This is a genomic window from Candidatus Protochlamydia phocaeensis (assembly GCF_001545115.1).
Taxonomy (GTDB): Bacteria; Chlamydiota; Chlamydiia; order Chlamydiales; family Parachlamydiaceae; genus Protochlamydia_A; species Protochlamydia_A phocaeensis.
Map to the genome: position 1 here is coordinate 175,810 of NZ_FCNU01000032.1, position 15,611 is coordinate 191,420.

The following is a 15,611-nucleotide window of genomic DNA, read 5'->3' on the forward strand; positions in this document are numbered from 1 at the left end:
GCAAGAGCTAAACGTAAAAAAATATGCGATTCCTTCAAAAAGACGCTTTAAATGAATTATTTGTCATACTTTTCTTTGAGTTCGCGCCACTTTTTAACAATCTGAGCCGCTAAGGGAGCCGCCTCTTTTCCATATCCGCCAAAGCGCAAGTAAACGACAACGACCAGCTCAGGTTGGCCAAATTCGTCTTTCAAGATAAAAACATTTTTATTTTTATCATTTTGATCTTTCTGAAAAGCTATGCTGCCAAACCAAACGTGCGTATAAATGCTTGCGCCTTCATTTAAATCCAAATCAATATTTTCAACAGATTCGGATGTACTCGTCTTCCCCAGCAATTGGTCCTTTAGCTCTGTGAAATGGCGGATTGCTTCCGGATGCTGCTGATACAGCCTAGTCAAACTGCTAAGGCTTTCTTGATGGGTTCTTAGGGCTGCAGCCCGCAGTCCTTTTAAAATAATTTGCCGGACAATTTCTGGCATAAAGATTTCTTTTCTCGTTTCGGTGGGAACGGTTTTTACCAAGCTTTCCTGATCTTTGCCTGCAATGGCTGTAAATAAAGGAAAATCAACGCCGATTAAGGACAGGCTATCTTGATAGGCAAAATAGGGCGGACAGGCAATTTGGTCCTCTCCGCGCAAGGGTTCTCGGCCGGCTGTTAAATTCACAATTTTCGGTTTAAGCACTTTGCCTCCATTGGCAATGGCAGACAACATGACGGCTGTTTGCAAAGGCGTGACCACTAAAGAGTGCTGGCCGATGGCCATGGCATATAACCCCGTGCGATTGGTTGTCAAATCCTGCGGCACTTTTCCCGCAATCTCGCCCGGCAAATCAATGCCGGTCCGACTGCCATAAGAGAATAAACGGGCCGCCTGGGATAAGTCATCCGGGCTGTCCAAACATTCCCCAGCCAGAAGCGAAAAGTAAGGGTTGCTGGATACTTCTAGAGCCCGGATGAGATCGACCCGCCCGTTATGCTGGTGCGCCAAGCTGCGGGGCAGGCGCCCTCCTTTATACAATTGCGGAATAGGCTTTCCGTCTTCCGTATAGCCCACATAGCGGGTTTGGCCTTTCGTATACACTTCATCAATGATAGTCAACGGATTGAGATCCAAAAAAGAGACGACTTTCTTGTCCAGCTTGTGATATTGCTGAATCAAGGCAGCATAAGACGTAACAAGCTTAAATAGGGAACCTTGAATAGTTGCTTGCCGATACGCATGCGAACGGGCATAACCAAAACCATAGATGGGATAAAAAGCAGCCGCCAAATGCTTTTCCAAGGGATCTTTATGGCTGCGCAAATAGCGGTAGCGGCCTAAAAGCGGACGGGTCAGCTCTTGATAAGGCCGCATTGTCCGCAAATATGCTATTCTCAAAAAAATAGGGAGTGGCTTCAGCGCTTTCTGCATGATATCGTAGGCCTCTCTCCATTCAACCGCCTGATAGGCCCCTTGCCCGAGCTCTTGATACCACCGGCTAAAATAAGCCTGATAAGGGGTCCATTCGACAGGATAAGTATCGAAGGAAGGATTTCCGGTCAAGAAAACTAAAAGTAAGTCCCATCGATAATGCTCCCAAAACGCTTTAAATAGATGGGTCTCATACTGGTCTAAATAATCCAAATAGGGCTTGGGATATGTTTTAGCGGCTTTCTCCTCCGCTCGTTTTACCTTCAAAAAGTTTTTTTCTTCATTCTTCCGCCATTCTCTAAAATCATTATCATGAAAGAGTTCTTTAGCGAATTCCTTTACAAGTGCAGTCAGCTTGATCAAACTGCCGGTCGTCTTGCGATAGGTTTCTAAAGGATTATTCCCTACATATTCCAAAAGCTCAGGAGTAAAGCGCTCTTCATCGACAGCCAGACGACATAAATCCACCAATAAAACCTTGTCATAATTTTGCGGCAACCGATCCAAATAGGCATCCAATTTTTTTTTAATATCTTTTGCTTGATCCTGATGGATCTGGAAAGCAGCCAGCTGCTTTTGCCTTTCCGAAGCTTTAGCCGGCTGCAGATAGGGCTCATGCTCGTCTGCTGTATAAAGGCAATTGAAAATCGTATAGGGGTCCCAATCCGGATAAAGGCTTGTCAGTTCTTTTACATAGCGTTGAAGATAAATGGCTTGGTTCAAGTCGGTTATTCGATTGACAGCTGATCTCAACGGACTTTCCGCCGGTAAAATAAAATCCAGATAAGCGGGCCAAGAAAGCGGACGCTGCTCGTCATAAAAAGTTTGGCTTAAGCTGTCATAGCGCTCTCTTTCCAGAGGCTGCTGCTGATCCCAAACATCTGCTAAATAGGCCTCATTTTCAAACCAGCGGTTAATGCGCCTTTTTTTTTGTTTCTGCTCTTCCCCTTGTCCGGATGCAATGAAATCGTTGGGATCAAAGCGTGGATATGAGGCTAACGTTAGAATTTCTGCCGTATAGGGATCCATAACAACCACGGCTCCGCTCTTTATCCAAGGATGCTTTTGGGCAAGAATCGTTTTTTTGATCGCCCCCAGCCCGGATTTGCGCACCAAACGCAGCTCTTCATTTTGCGCAAGCAGCTGCTCAGCATACTCTTGCAGCTCGGCCGAAATAGTCAAAAGGATGCGATGGCCGGAAAGAGGAGCCCTTGAACCCGGCAGCTCTCTTAGGAAATTACCCTTGGAGTCCGAATAAAAGCTTTTCTTGCCGTAAAATCCGCGCAGTTGCTCTTCATACACGCCCTCAATTCCTGTTTTGCCGACATAGTCATGAATGGTATAAGCTTTATCTTCTAAATCTTTTAATCGCTTGCGAGCTTGAGCGGTCGTTTCAATTCCTTCGGGAAGCTCGTTCTCTATCCCATCTTCCCTCTCACTGATCAGCTGCTCTAAGATCTTCATCTCTTGCAAGATTTTCTCATATTCTTGGCGATTAATCGCCCCCATATAGCCAATAATATCGGCTGCTACACGCCCTCTTGGATAATAGCGCTTGGGTAAGCGCCGCATGTAAATGCCCGGCCAATCTTTTTCAAGCATCTTAAGCCGGTAATACTCGGCTTCCGACACCTCTTCTTTAATAATAAAAGGGACTTGCGAATAATAAGACGCCTTTGCATGGATAAGGTCTTCAATGCGCTCGGCATCCAAATTCAATTCTCGAGCTAAAAGCTCCGCCAGTTGGTGAATGTATTCCCGTCTTTTAAATACTTTGATTCGTTTGCCATTTTCATCCTTTTGCCAAACGAACGAAGGGATTTCACGGAGTTGAGAATAAAGAATAGTGGCTTGATAATGAACGCGATTGATGGCTAAAGGCAAATTGAAACGATCGCGAATGGTCGCCCGCGTAGCAGGTTCAATGACGACCTTGCGCTGAGGCTTGCGAGACTCTTCTAATTTTTGATCGTATTGAATGACCGCCAAATGCCACACCCGCATAATAATCAATATCAGGGCAATCAAGATGAAATGCAGAATGCGATTTGCCTTAGTCGGAATATCAAGATGCTGGAGATCCAGGCGACTGCGTTTTGAGTGAGAACGTGCCATGCCGTCTTTATCTTAAAGGTTCAAGTAAACTTAAAGCTTAAGGGATTGAATCGAATAAAGAAAAGATAGAAGAAATCTTTCTTCATAAGTTTTCCCCTTATTCCCTTCTAATTTCCGCTTTAGAAGTGACCAGAAACTTAAAAACAAAACTTGCCGTCTCATTTATTAGAGAGGGAAAGATTTTGAATAAAGTAAACTAGAGGCGCCATTCTTTGATGAGTTGATTGGCGCGAACGAGATCATCGGGAAAATCAATTTCCGCGCATTCATTGGAGGCAACGGGAATGCTCCAGACAATTTGTCCGCTTTGAATTCCTTTCTCAATGCCTTTTTCAAAGTAATCTTTGGGATGACAGTCAGCTAAATTTTGCTTTAGAAGGGGCAAATCTGCCTGTTTATAATAGTTAATGCCTAGGGCTTCTCCTTGAGGCTGCCCCACTTGTTTAGACACTTCTAAGATTCGTCCTTCTTCATTAGTCCGGTATTTGACCTCTTCTTCTTCCACCGAGGCCTGATTGACGATCATTCCCGTGCAGTCTTTTCTCAAAATTTTGCTTAAAATGGAAGGATGAAAAACGACGTCGCCATTAAGCCATAGGACGTCGTCGTCTATTTTTCTGAGGGCACGCAGCAAACTTTTAGCCGTATTTTCCTGCTCGAAAAGTGGATTATAAATATAAATGAGATCGGGAAAGACAGACATGATGGCTTCTTTTTGATAGCCGACGACAAGATAGACTTGATCTAAGGAAAGGTATTCCTCCAGGGCATCCAATTGGAATTGCAGAATGGATTTTCCGTTGACCAACTGAGTAAGGGCTTTTGGCCGATGGTCTTCCTTTCCATCCAGCCGACTCCCCACTCCGGCAGCTAAAATGACGACTTTCATGATTTATCCACAGTTAAAGAAGCGGACTGATCTTCTACCAACCACGTATTCCCTTTTCGCACAATTGGCAATAAAAGGTAAGAAGGAAATTTTTCCCCAACGTAAAGCATATTTTTAGCGACTTTAAACTTGCCCGTATTTCCTCCGATTAATCCCACATTCATATTTTTCTCATAGCGGGGATAACTGGAGCTGCTAATTGACAAGCGGATAGAGTGTCCCTTAGCAAAAACGATGCTTGTTGCCCATAGGTCAATGGTAATGGGAATCGGCTGGTTGGGTTTGAGCTCCTGTGGCTGCTCACTTTGAAAGCACATGACGCCAAGGCGGTAGCTTCCTTCGGAAATAAGAATGCTACGGCCATCCGGATAAACATCGCATAAGCGGATGACGAGATCGGTATCCTTTTGATCGGAAGCAAAAAAGAGCTTGGCCGAGAGATTGCCTGTGACTTCGATATCCTCTTCAAGCGGTTCCGATGTAAAAACCAGGATATCGTCGCGCTCTTCAATAGAGGCTTGATTTGTTGGACCGGACGGCAAAAACAAATTGCGTCCGCCATTGGTCTCAATGGGATTGCGAGGATCATAGGTATAGGACAAAATCCCGGTAAAGGGAACCTGCAATTGCAGCCCCTCATAAGAATTCAAATAGTAAGGCGTTGCCTTGGAAGGCACAGGCCATATATTTGATGTGCGCCAGACATTGCCGCTTGATTCTTCTCCATCAAAGGGTCCCATGACATAGTAAGTCACAGGGGGCAAATGCTCGATCCCATTATGCATCCCTTTTAAATAATAATCGAACCAGCGCTTGGGCGAAATATCAAAGGGAGGACTGACCCCTGCAGCGGGCACTTCAAAATCTCCGAATTGCTTAGAGACGGGCCAGTAATGCGTCCATGGCCCCACGACTAGCTTTTGCTGGCCCTTTGCCCCCTTGCCCCCTTCGTTTTGTCTGGAAGCAAAAGCGCTCAATGTGCCCTGCAAAAAGGTATCATACCATCCTCCCACATGCATACCAGGCACGTGGACGCGATGGGAGACTTCCAAGGCATTTAACTGTTTCCAAAATTCATTATAGAAAGGCCGCTGACAAACGTAATTTAAAACGCCTGTATCGCGGGCATAAAAACCAAGCCAGCCTTCGGCCTGATTTTTCAGCAAGACGCCTCCTGGAAAAATGCCGTGATGATAGAGGCTCGCAGCAGCCACAATAATATATTGGCATTGCAAATGCGGAGGATTAGAAGGCGCCATTAGAAGCTGAGTGATCCCTAAGGCTGAAGATCCCCAAGTGCCGATCTTTCCATTTGTATAGGGACTGCTGGCAAGCCACTCCACTGTATCGTAGCCATCCTGGAGCTTTCCCCATCCATCGGAAATAAAGGGGAATGTTTTTCCCTCCGTGTCGAGCACATTGCGCGTATCTTGAATGGCTATGACATAACCTGCCTTGCTCATTTCAGCAAAGCTTTTCCAATAAGCAGACTCGCGGCCGGCCGGACTGCGCAGTAAGATGCACGGCAGCCCCTTAGCCTCCGGTGAAGGCAAATAAAGATCTGTGGGCAAAACGACCCCATCCCGCATGGGAATCATGACCGTTAAATCAGGCTTGAGCTCATCTGCTGCATGTAACAGCTGCAGAACAACTAAAAAAAGACAAACATAACGACGAATGCAAACCATGATAATTCAACTTCATTCCTTCTATTAATAAAAAACCACAGGTCCAAGTAAGAAAAGAAGAATTGGATGAGAATTCTTTTCTTAGCCGATCGGCTGCTTGAAAATCCTGTGGCGGAAGAGGGGCCTATCGCTTTGCAATTTTTCTAAATATGCGACGCCCTTAACCTAAAAGTTGAATGAATTGCCTAAAAGCAGGAGAAGATCATTAATATCGCATAACCTGCAAGCATCGTTAAGCAACCACTTGATACAGGCCTCTTACTCCTAAGCGACTAAATTCAAAACTTCAGGCCTTCTTTAAGCTTTAGCAACTGCGCGTGCAGCTAAACGAGATTTTGTGCGGCTAACTTTGTTGAGTTTAAAAACGCCTTTCTTCGCACATTTGTCTAAAATGCTATAGACTTCATCTAATTTGCTCTTCGTTGCTGCTTCATCCCCTTTTACCAATGAATCTTGGAAAGAGCGGATCGCCGTTCTCACGCGAGACTTGTAAGTTTTGTTATTCAAGCGTCTTTTTTTATTTTGGAGATCGCGCTTTTGCGCTGTTGGACGCTTGACTTTTTTTGTTTCTTCTTGCTTTGCCATTTTTCCTCTAGGGTTTAAAAACTTTTATAAGAAGGAATCCAATTATAGGAAATAGAGCTTAATTCGTCAAAGATTACTTGCATATAAATTGTCTTGGAAAAAACTTTCATTAATAGCAAGATAGTTGTTAAAAACAATAAACAGCATTTAAATTTAAAGATTTTATGAAATATCTTGCTCAAAGCGATACCTCTATTTTAGAGGCCTTAACCCAGTTGGCACCTCAAAGTTCTAAGAATACCTTACGTTCGTGGCTGAAAGAAGGACGGGTACAGATTGATGGCGTTTTAATTAAAACCCCCAACTTTCCTGTTCTAAAAGGCCAGCTTGTTACTGTGGTCCAACGTAAGAAATTTATTGGACAAGGAATTGAAATTCTTTATGAAGATAACGACCTTGTCTTCATCAATAAACCGTCAGGCCTCTTGAGCGTTTCGACTGCTTTCGAGAAAGGTGAAACAGCCCATGCCCTTTTAAAAGCCTATTATCGACCACGCAAAGTGTTTGTCATCCACCGCTTGGATCAAGATACATCCGGCGTCATGATTTTTGCCTTCAACCAAGAGACCTGCGACCGCTTAAAAGATTTATTTGAAGTCCATCATATTCAACGCTCTTATACAGCCATTGTCGAAGGGCAATTCCTTTCTCCCAAAGGGACCTGGAAAAGCTATCTCTATGAGGACGAGCAATATGTCGTCCACGAAACGGAAGATCCTTCTTTTGGACGGCTGGCCATTACGCATTACCGGACATTAGCTGCCCTCAAGCGCTATTCCCTCCTTGAGCTGACTCTAGAGACAGGACGCAAAAATCAGATTCGCGTCCATTGCCAATCAGCCGGGCATCCTGTCGTAGGAGATAAGAAATACGGCGCACAAACGAACCCCCTCAAGCGCCTCTGCCTACATGCCCATCTGCTCGCTTTCCGGCATCCCATCAGTAAAAAAGAATTGAAAATCGAATCGCCCATCCCTGAAGAGTTCTATCGCTTAATTCCCAAAAATTAGGGAAAGGGTATGATGATGCACCGCAATCCCCTTTGGATCGCCTTCCTCTGCTTAATCGGTCTGTATGTCATGGGATATACCATTTATACAGGCCCGCAGCTTTATCATTATCTCCGCCTGACAGAAAAGCTTACTCCTCAACAGATCGAATGGTCGGTTGCCAAACTTGGAGAAGACGCCTTTGCGCCAGAAACCCACTACACCTTCTCTTTCGGAGGCAAAACCTATCAAGGCCAAACAATCTGGCACTCCCCTTATCTCAATGCCTGGGCGGGAAACGAAGCAACCGAAAAGCTCAAACAATCCACTCTGCCCGTATGGTTTGACCCCTCCTCGCCGCAGGTATCGACAATGGATAAGCACTTTCCGGTTAAACCCACTCTTTATTTAATCATGCTGTGGGGTTTGCTGCTTTATTTTATTGGATTGGGACGGTACGTCATCCGCTTCAACAGCGATAAAAACTAACGCAAGTTTTTTAGAACAATTTTTGCCAGTATCGTGCCCTTCGCTCCAAACCATGGGTGAGCAGCACCCATGGCGCGTAAGAGATAAGAGATAAGGTTAATTTTTGATCAAGATAACTTGATAGCCGCTATATAGCACTTTCCATCCCTTATCAATCAAATAAGGAATGACCAAGGCCCCTTTTCCTCCTCCCGGCACATCGCAGTCGTCAATCATAATTACGCTGTTATCTGTGAGCTTGGGATAGACAGCTAAAATTTCTTTGAGATGGTGCTCTTGTGAAGGTCCGGGATTGAAAATATCGTAATCAAAGCTGTCCAAGTATAAGAAATCAATGGATTGATTGAATTGGCTTAGGAAGGCAATCGAATCTTGGCAAACCAATTGAACGTTGGGATTATAAGGCCCGATGCTCATTCTGGCAGCGGTAATGGCATCGGGATTGATGTCTACAGAATAAAGCAAGCTGCCATGGTCTAAAGCCCACTCTCCAAAAATTAACGTCGCCGAGCCGTCTCCGATAAATCCCTGCGCTCCGCATCTTGCCGTTCCTGTTTCTACAACAATTTTGGCCTGCCGCTGGCTCATCAAATCAAGGGCAAGCTTTAGGCTGGCATAGCGCTTATCTGTGCTTGGAATGCGATCTGCCAAATAACTAGTCGAATCGACAAACTCTTGCGAATGAGCAAAAGCCGAAGTCTGAGAAACAAAAGCCATCAATAATAAAGATAGAAACCAATACATATCCTTCTCCTGTTAAAAATGCAAAATAAGGACAATCTAGCAAAAACAGCAAAGAATGAAAACAAAGTCTTTAATTTTGTTCAATTTTATGTCGGTCCGCATAAGAGGCATTTTCAAATCGATTAACCCAAGTTTGGAGCTTTGAAATAATGAGAGCTTAGCCCCGAATTCATAACGGCCTAGATTCAAATTCTTTTCTCCTTAAGAAAAAATCCAAAAATTTTGATTTGAAAAAAAAATTTATTTATCCATTTTAAAAGACATGGCTGAATTCATAAGCAATCGAATCAAGCGAGTTTTTGACTAGGAATAGGAAAGCGGATGGATAAAATTATTTTAGAGAATCAGACCTCCAAAGGAGAACGTCTGCAAGCAGCTTTTCTTCCTGAAAAAGGAATGAACTTGATCAGTTTCAGAAAGGGCGATCTGGAGGTGATCGAGCAATCTACAAGGGATCTTTTCGAAGAACGCTTTGCAGGGTTAGGCGCACTGATCGGCCCCCACTTCCATCGGCGCCGCCCAGAGCTTGTCCCTCGCATTCCAGATGAAACGCTCTTTCCCCATATCGCCCGTGTCAAAGCCAAAGGAATCCAAGATCCTTTTTCTCATGGCATCGCCCGCTATGCCCCTTGGAAAGCCGAAGCCACAGCGACTAAAGTCAAAGCCGTTTTAACAGGCAAAGATACATGGAATGGCGTGCCTTTGGCAGCTATGGAGGGGCAAAATTTTAAAATAGAGTTCGAAGCCGACCTGCAGCCAGACGGCCTGCACCTTCACTTGTCTATTGTTAGCGAAACAGCGTCTCTCGTCGGCATCCATTATTATTATGCCCTTCCCCATGGAACTGGAAGAGTCATTAGCGATGTGCAGAATGAAGCGCGCATGCAAGGAAACCTTCAGCCCATTCCAGCCGACTGGCTATCGGATTCACATCGCTTGACTTTTGATTTAAATCAAGAGGCCGATTTTACTTTTCGTCCTCATCCTGATCCTTTAAAAGGTTCTATTCTGCTTGAGACAGGCGCATACGCACTTCGCACACGCTATCAATGCCTATGTGCGGAGAACTGCTGGCAGCTTTATCATCCAGCTAATGCCCCCTTTGTATGCATTGAGCCTTTAAGTTCGCAAGATCCCCGCCATCCCAATTTATCTGTGAGCGCTCTTCAAATTCATTTAGAGATCTTGTGAATGAATTAATTACGCTTGCGTATACGGAAAAATTAAAAAAATAAGCCTTTGAGTATAAAGGCAATTAACCTATTAAATGTGTATTCATATCAAATGTGAGCATCAGCCCAATGGATGAACCTATTCAGCCCCGACAACCTGAAAATGTAGTTAATGCACAATCTGCTGATAAAAAAAATGAAAACATAGAGGAAAATAACAATAATAAAACAAAGCGAAATGGAATCCTTTTAAAAGTTTTTCTCGTACTTATTCTATTGAGCATTTTGACTTTCTTATATTGGTATTTTTTTATTCGCTTTCATGAAACAACCAACGATGCTTATGTCAATGGCAACAACGTCAACTTAATGGCCCCTCAAAACGGCATTACCGTTTCCATTTATGCTGACAATACGGATTTCGTCAAGCAAGGACAATTACTAGTCGAACTCGATACGACAACTTATCAGTTGGCCTTCGACAAAGCCCAAGTTGATCTGGCTTTAGCTGCCCGTCAAGTCCGGCAATTATGGGAAGATACTAAACAACGGGATGCGGACGTCTTGCTAAGAGAAGCCGAGCTCAAGCGCGCCCATCAAGATTTTGAAAACCGCAATGCGCTGCGCAACACCCAAGCCATTTCTAAAGAAGATCTTACGCATGCCCAAGCTGATTTAGAGGTCGCTAGGGCTGCTCTGCATTCGGCTCAGCATCAGCAAGAATCCGCTCAGGCCTCTTTAGGAAGTACCCCTATTGAAGAGCACCCGCTTATTCGAAATGCTGAAATTGCTTTAAGAGAAGCCTATGTCAATTTGCAGCGCTGTGAAATCTTGGCTCCGGTCAGCGGATATGTCGCTCAGCGCAACGTGCAAGTCGGAGAATGGGTGACTCCTACTAGGGCTCTGCTCAGCATTATTCCTTTGGATGAGATTTGGATTGATGCCAATTTTAAAGAGACAGAATTGAGCGATATCCGCATCGACCAGCCTGTTTCTATTGTAAGTGATCTATATGGCTCAGACGTTGTCTATCATGGTAAAGTCGTGGGCATGCAAGCAGGCACAGGCAGCGTCTTTTCGCTTATTCCTCCTCAAAATGCAACCGGAAATTGGATAAAAATCGTCCAGCGCGTTCCGGTCCGCATTTCTTTAGATAAGCAAGAGCTGCAGCAACATCCTTTGGTATTGGGCCTGTCCGTTCATGTCAACGTTGACACGTCCGATCAAAGCGGCCTGCAATTAGCTGAAAAACCTCTTTATTCACCGCGATTTATTACCCCTGTTTTTGATATTACTATGCAGCCTGTCGATCAATTAATACAGTCCATTATTCAGCAAAATTTGCATTCGACAGGAAACTCAACAGGAAAGGGAACGCCTTAGATGACAGGCTCTCATCCATGCCTTCACGGAATCCGGCTTATTCTTCTCACTCTTTCTCTAGGGCTTGGAACCTTCATTCAAGTCTTAGACAGCTCTATCGCCAACGTCTCCATTTCCCACATTGCCGGAGACCTGGCCGTTAGTCCCAATGAAGGGACATGGGTCATTACCTCTTTTGCCATCAGCAATGGCATTATTTTAGCCATTACGGGGTGGCTGGCAGAGCGATTCGGCGGCATTAAGCTCTTTGTATGGTCGACAACTCTTTTCTCAATTACTTCTTGGCTATGCGGACTCGCCTGGAATCTCCCCTTATTGGTTTTTTTCCGTATCCTGCAAGGCGCTTCAGCGGGAGCATTAATTCCCTTATCGCAGGCTTTGCTGTTGACAAATTATCCGGAAGAAAGAAAGGGGGTCGCTCTGGGATTTTGGTCCATGATCGTCATCGTGGCCCCTATTTTAGGACCGATCGTTGGAGGATATATTACAGACAACTATGGCTGGCCTTGGATTTTCTACATTAATATCCCCATCGGCTTCTTCTCCGCTTGGCTGACTTGGTTTCTCATCGGCCAACGCCACGAGAAAACAACCAAGCGCCCGATCGATTTCATTGCTTTTGCCTTGCTGACCATTGCCATCAGCACCCTGCAGATTTTTTTAGATAAAGGCGAAGAACTGGATTGGTTCAGCTCGAATTTTATCTGCGTCTTGATCACCACCTCTATCATTGCCTTTACCTTCTTTATTCCTTGGAATGCCTATTCCGAGCATCCCATTATGAATTTTTCTTATTTCAGGCACCGCACTTTTACCATTGGAACCATCCTAGGCGCATTGGGATTTTTGATGTTCTTCGGAAGCAATGTCCTTCTTCCTTTATGGCTGGAAACACAGATGAACTATACCGCTTTTTGGTCCGGGGTTGCCGTTATGCCCGTCGGGATATTACCTCTTTTTTTATCTTCTTTTGTTGGAAAATTTGTAACCCGAGTAGATCCGCGTTGGATGTCGACCTTTAGCTTTCTAATGTTTTCTATTACTTTTTTTTGGTTCAGCGTATTAACTCCAGACATCAGCTTATTCGAACTCATGCATCCACGCTTTCTGCAAGGACTGGGGTTAAGCTTCTTTTTCATCCCGCTTGTCACCATTTCCCTATCAGCTATCCCCAATCCTGAATTGGCCGGCGCCTCAGGAGTATTCAATTTTGTGCGGCTAATTGCCGGAGGCGGGTTCGGCACCGCACTTTACGTGACTTTATGGGATAGAAGAGAAATTTTTCATCACAGCCGCTTAACAGAAATCACAACGATTTATAATCCCTTAACTACACAATTCTATCGCCATCTCGACACAACGCTTGGCACTTCCGAAGCTGTCAATCATAATATTTTGGAAGGCCTCATCACCCAGCAAGCTTACTTATTGGCCGTCAATGATGTCTTCTATTTGACCGGCTGGACCTTTCTTCTTTGTATTCCCCTCATCTGGTTCTGCGGCCGCATTGAAGTCAAAAAAGGCCAGCAAGCTGCATTAGATTAATTTATCAAAGCTTTTATTTATTATTTAAATTAATAAAACAACAATTGATTGATTTAATCTAAAAATCTAAAATTAATCAAATTAAATTAGTTTTAAATATTAACCTGACTTGAAGTTTTTTACTCTTTCGATTGCGTCAAAGCTGCGAAGAGGAACAAATGGCAAAAAAACTCCAAACGCAGGTTATTAAATGACAGGTGGTGAATAATGAGAAAATCGATCTATTTTTTAATTCTTACTTTTTGGTGCTTATTTAATTCCGCAGCCTCGCTTGCTGCGCACACCCAATCTGATTCCACTGCAGTGCAAGCAATTATTGCCTCTCCTGACTGGCAAGAAGTTGTGGAATATGCACGTGCGAATCTGCCTTGCGAAGGGTATTTACTGACAAAACCGGATGGATTCGTTTATGTAAAAGTCGATGACGAATACATTCACACCCTATTTCCTATGCTGGGATTAGAAGAAGAAGGATATAAGAAGCCGCCCTATTTCCGTAAAAGTGACTCCCCCGGTGCGCATATTAGCGTCTTTTATGAAAACGAAAATGTGAATCCGGAAGAGATTGGCCAACCGTTCGCATTTGAGCTTAAACAAATCGTGATTGTCAGGCCGTCCAAAGGCACAAGCTATGCCGTCTTGCAAGTCGAATCGTCTGAGCTTGAGCAATTGCGCCAAAAATATGGTTTAACCCCCAAGCTGCATGGACATGAATATCACATTTCTTTGGCCAAAAAAACGTCTGGCCACAAGCATTAACCTTGCGCTTGCTTCTATCTTTAACTTTTCAAGTTAAAGATAGAAGGCTTAACCCGAAATGCCAAGCATTTCGGGAGGATTTAAGCGCATGCACCATTAATAGCCTCGATAAAGAAAGAGAACCTGCTTGACAAATGGCCCATAGGCATAAGTCAGAGCTTTATATCCAGCTAAATAGAAGGGCGGTTGCGTTAAATCGACCGGACGATACTGCCCGGGTGCAATATTTGGATTAGCACTTGTCAAGGTGACGGGATCCACATCGTTAGTGATGAGACAATATTTAAACTTGGGAAGCTGCCCAAATAAAAGAGAAATATCTTCATTGGGAAGATGCTGTAAGACATCTTTGCAAATCAACAGATCAGCGGACGGCAAGTCCATTCTAATCGCATTGCCATGGACAAAATGAATATTCGGCTTGGCAAAGCGCTTTTGGTCTCTTTCGATTACCGATTGAACGACATCATAGCCTGTATAATCCATGCCGTCCCAATTAATCGCCTGGGAAAACTCCCAATCTCCGCAACCCAAATCAATCACAGAGCGAATTTGAAAATCTTTTAAAAATTGCTGTAAAAAAATTCGGTAGCATTCTGTGGCTTCTAAAGTCGATCCGCCCCCGGACACCCCTTGCCCTTCTGCATTGACTCCCCAAATGCCGTAATTGTAAATCGCTGTAAAGGCCTCCTCTGCAGTTTGGGCGGCCAAAGAAGGCTGAGCGGCCAAGCAAGCGAATAAAAAGCCAGCCATAGCCTTAGTTTTTAAATACTGTTTCATATTGAATGGCTCTTGTTTTTTAAATTAATCTTCAATCAATCGCTTATCTCATCCAAGAATGGCAGGAGACATAATGATAACCGGCCGCTTGATAGGCCGCCAGGTGATCGATACTGTTGACATTATCCCATTTTAAGAACCGGATTTCCACTTGTTGGGTTCTGGCAAAGGCAAAGTTGAAGTAAAGCTCATATTCGGCTGCTCCAAAGAATAGATAATTTAAATCTACGCAATCGCAGAAAGCTTTCCAGAACTCTTTTTGATGAACGGATTCTACGACGGCGAATAGGTCCTGCAGAATAGGCCGCTGAAAAAGCATATGATGGGAAATGCCCGAATAAAAAGGAAATTGCTTTTGGAAGCCTGGAATCAAGCGATCGCCGTGTTCAAAATAAGGAAAATGATATTCCGTTCCTGGATTGAAAAGGCCAGCTCCTTGAGCATTTGTGAATGCCACAGGATTGAGAAAAATCGTATCGGAATCTAATATCAGAACATTGGAAGAAAGACCGGGTATCACAAAAGAGGCATAGAGTTTTAAAAGCTGCTGATAATACCATCCCAATCGGTTTTCCGGGGTATTTAAATATGCTTGGGCCATTGCCTCATTTCCTTTTAAAAGGCGCAGAGCTAGATTGGCCTTATTGAAGGGAAAAAGGCGTTCATCAAACCATTCGGCTTGATTGGTCAAAGGCTCTGCCGATACAACAATAATTCGCCTGACTTGGCTGCAATTGGCCCTAATGCCATTAATGCATAAATCCAAGGTAAGCAAATCTTTGTTAGTAGAAGGAATAATGACATCAATGGGCTCAAGATTAAACTGATAAGGCCCGCTAAGAAAGGAGGAGTGGTTCAATTCCGCGGTCGTTAATAAATCAATCTCTGCCGCCTGCGCATCTAAGCCAAAAGATAGGCTCATAATTAGACTGCTATAGAGGCAAAATAGAAAAGAAATCCATGCGCGCATATTATTCCCTGTCTTTTTCAAAGCTAGTAAACTGCGTTTGTCAACTCAAGCCATTAAGAAGGTGTATTAAAACCCATCATAACCGATA

At 44.0% G+C, this 15,611-nt stretch carries 13 protein-coding genes; 6 read left to right on the top strand and 7 right to left on the bottom strand.

The features are described from left to right. Positions 1-56: 56 nt before the first annotated feature. The 4 genes from BN3769_RS13370 to rpsT form a co-directional block, all read right to left on the bottom strand. Positions 57-3,530: a penicillin-binding transpeptidase domain-containing protein gene (locus BN3769_RS13370; protein WP_068471331.1), complete on the bottom strand. Its 3,474-nt coding sequence runs from the start codon at positions 3,528-3,530 to the stop codon at positions 57-59. Between the two features lie 196 nt (positions 3,531-3,726). Then, positions 3,727-4,419, bottom strand: a complete 693-nt coding sequence (locus BN3769_RS13375; protein ID WP_068471332.1) for a phosphocholine cytidylyltransferase family protein — start codon at positions 4,417-4,419, stop codon at positions 3,727-3,729. After that, positions 4,416-6,107, bottom strand: coding sequence for a CocE/NonD family hydrolase (locus BN3769_RS13380; protein WP_068471333.1), 1,692 nt, complete (start codon positions 6,105-6,107; stop codon positions 4,416-4,418). The genes BN3769_RS13375 and BN3769_RS13380 overlap by 4 nt, the downstream gene beginning before the upstream one ends. Before the next feature lie 297 nt (positions 6,108-6,404). Next, the gene (rpsT, locus tag BN3769_RS13385; RefSeq protein ID WP_068471334.1) at positions 6,405-6,692 is read right to left on the bottom strand and encodes a 30S ribosomal protein S20; all 288 of its coding nucleotides are present in this window, start codon (positions 6,690-6,692) and stop codon (positions 6,405-6,407) included. A gap of 164 nt (positions 6,693-6,856) precedes the next feature. Here rpsT and BN3769_RS13390 point away from each other — a divergent pair, with 164 nt between their 5' ends. Both BN3769_RS13390 and BN3769_RS13395 read left to right on the top strand, forming a co-directional pair. Continuing rightward, positions 6,857-7,702 (top strand): RluA family pseudouridine synthase, encoded by an 846-nt coding sequence (locus BN3769_RS13390; protein WP_068471335.1) that lies wholly within the window; start codon positions 6,857-6,859, stop codon positions 7,700-7,702. Positions 7,703-7,711: 9 nt separating this feature from the next. Continuing rightward, positions 7,712-8,170: a DUF3592 domain-containing protein gene (locus tag BN3769_RS13395; RefSeq protein ID WP_079989571.1), complete on the top strand. Its 459-nt coding sequence runs from the start codon at positions 7,712-7,714 to the stop codon at positions 8,168-8,170. A gap of 96 nt (positions 8,171-8,266) precedes the next feature. Here BN3769_RS13395 and BN3769_RS13400 read toward each other — a convergent pair whose 3' ends face one another. Beyond that, a complete protein-coding gene (locus BN3769_RS13400; protein ID WP_068471337.1) occupies positions 8,267-8,914 on the bottom strand; it encodes a class I SAM-dependent methyltransferase in 648 nt (215 codons plus the stop codon). Positions 8,915-9,235: 321 nt separating this feature from the next. Between BN3769_RS13400 and BN3769_RS13405 the strand changes: the two genes are divergently transcribed. The 4 genes from BN3769_RS13405 (at position 9,236) to BN3769_RS13420 (ending at position 13,773) form a co-directional block, all read left to right on the top strand. Then, complete coding sequence (locus BN3769_RS13405) at positions 9,236-10,105, top strand: aldose epimerase family protein (protein WP_068471338.1); 870 nt, start codon at positions 9,236-9,238, stop codon at positions 10,103-10,105. Positions 10,106-10,215: 110 nt separating this feature from the next. Continuing rightward, positions 10,216-11,469, top strand: coding sequence for an HlyD/EmrA/EmrK family protein (locus BN3769_RS13410; RefSeq protein ID WP_068471339.1), 1,254 nt, complete (start codon positions 10,216-10,218; stop codon positions 11,467-11,469). Then, entirely contained in the window at positions 11,470-13,014 is a 1,545-nt protein-coding gene (locus BN3769_RS13415; protein WP_068471340.1) for a DHA2 family efflux MFS transporter permease subunit, read from the top strand. A gap of 207 nt (positions 13,015-13,221) precedes the next feature. Next, positions 13,222-13,773 carry a hypothetical protein gene (locus tag BN3769_RS13420; protein ID WP_228840703.1) on the top strand — a complete coding sequence of 184 codons (552 nt, stop codon included), beginning with the start codon at positions 13,222-13,224 and terminating at the stop codon, positions 13,771-13,773. Positions 13,774-13,869: 96 nt separating this feature from the next. Here BN3769_RS13420 and BN3769_RS13425 read toward each other — a convergent pair whose 3' ends face one another. Then, positions 13,870-14,553, bottom strand: a complete 684-nt coding sequence (locus BN3769_RS13425; RefSeq protein ID WP_068471341.1) for a class I SAM-dependent methyltransferase — start codon at positions 14,551-14,553, stop codon at positions 13,870-13,872. A 43-nt stretch (positions 14,554-14,596) separates the two neighbouring features. Continuing rightward, positions 14,597-15,523 carry a DUF6492 family protein gene (locus tag BN3769_RS13430; protein ID WP_068471342.1) on the bottom strand — a complete coding sequence of 309 codons (927 nt, stop codon included), beginning with the start codon at positions 15,521-15,523 and terminating at the stop codon, positions 14,597-14,599. Positions 15,524-15,611: the final 88 nt, after the last annotated feature.

Bases quoted from the DNA above. Each gene is read 5' to 3' on its own strand.
- BN3769_RS13370 (WP_068471331.1), bottom strand. From the start codon at position 3,530: ATGGCACGTTCTCACTCAAAACGCAGTCGCCTGGATCTCCAGCATCTT.
- BN3769_RS13375 (WP_068471332.1), bottom strand. From the start codon at position 4,419: ATGAAAGTCGTCATTTTAGCTGCCGGAGTGGGGAGTCGGCTGGATGGA.
- BN3769_RS13380 (WP_068471333.1), bottom strand. From the start codon at position 6,107: ATGGTTTGCATTCGTCGTTATGTTTGTCTTTTTTTAGTTGTTCTGCAG.
- rpsT (WP_068471334.1), bottom strand. From the start codon at position 6,692: ATGGCAAAGCAAGAAGAAACAAAAAAAGTCAAGCGTCCAACAGCGCAA.
- BN3769_RS13390 (WP_068471335.1), top strand. From the start codon at position 6,857: ATGAAATATCTTGCTCAAAGCGATACCTCTATTTTAGAGGCCTTAACC.
- BN3769_RS13395 (WP_079989571.1), top strand. From the start codon at position 7,712: ATGATGATGCACCGCAATCCCCTTTGGATCGCCTTCCTCTGCTTAATC.
- BN3769_RS13400 (WP_068471337.1), bottom strand. From the start codon at position 8,914: ATGTATTGGTTTCTATCTTTATTATTGATGGCTTTTGTTTCTCAGACT.
- BN3769_RS13405 (WP_068471338.1), top strand. From the start codon at position 9,236: ATGGATAAAATTATTTTAGAGAATCAGACCTCCAAAGGAGAACGTCTG.
- BN3769_RS13410 (WP_068471339.1), top strand. From the start codon at position 10,216: ATGGATGAACCTATTCAGCCCCGACAACCTGAAAATGTAGTTAATGCA.
- BN3769_RS13415 (WP_068471340.1), top strand. From the start codon at position 11,470: ATGACAGGCTCTCATCCATGCCTTCACGGAATCCGGCTTATTCTTCTC.
- BN3769_RS13420 (WP_228840703.1), top strand. From the start codon at position 13,222: ATGAGAAAATCGATCTATTTTTTAATTCTTACTTTTTGGTGCTTATTT.
- BN3769_RS13425 (WP_068471341.1), bottom strand. From the start codon at position 14,553: ATGAAACAGTATTTAAAAACTAAGGCTATGGCTGGCTTTTTATTCGCT.
- BN3769_RS13430 (WP_068471342.1), bottom strand. From the start codon at position 15,523: ATGCGCGCATGGATTTCTTTTCTATTTTGCCTCTATAGCAGTCTAATT.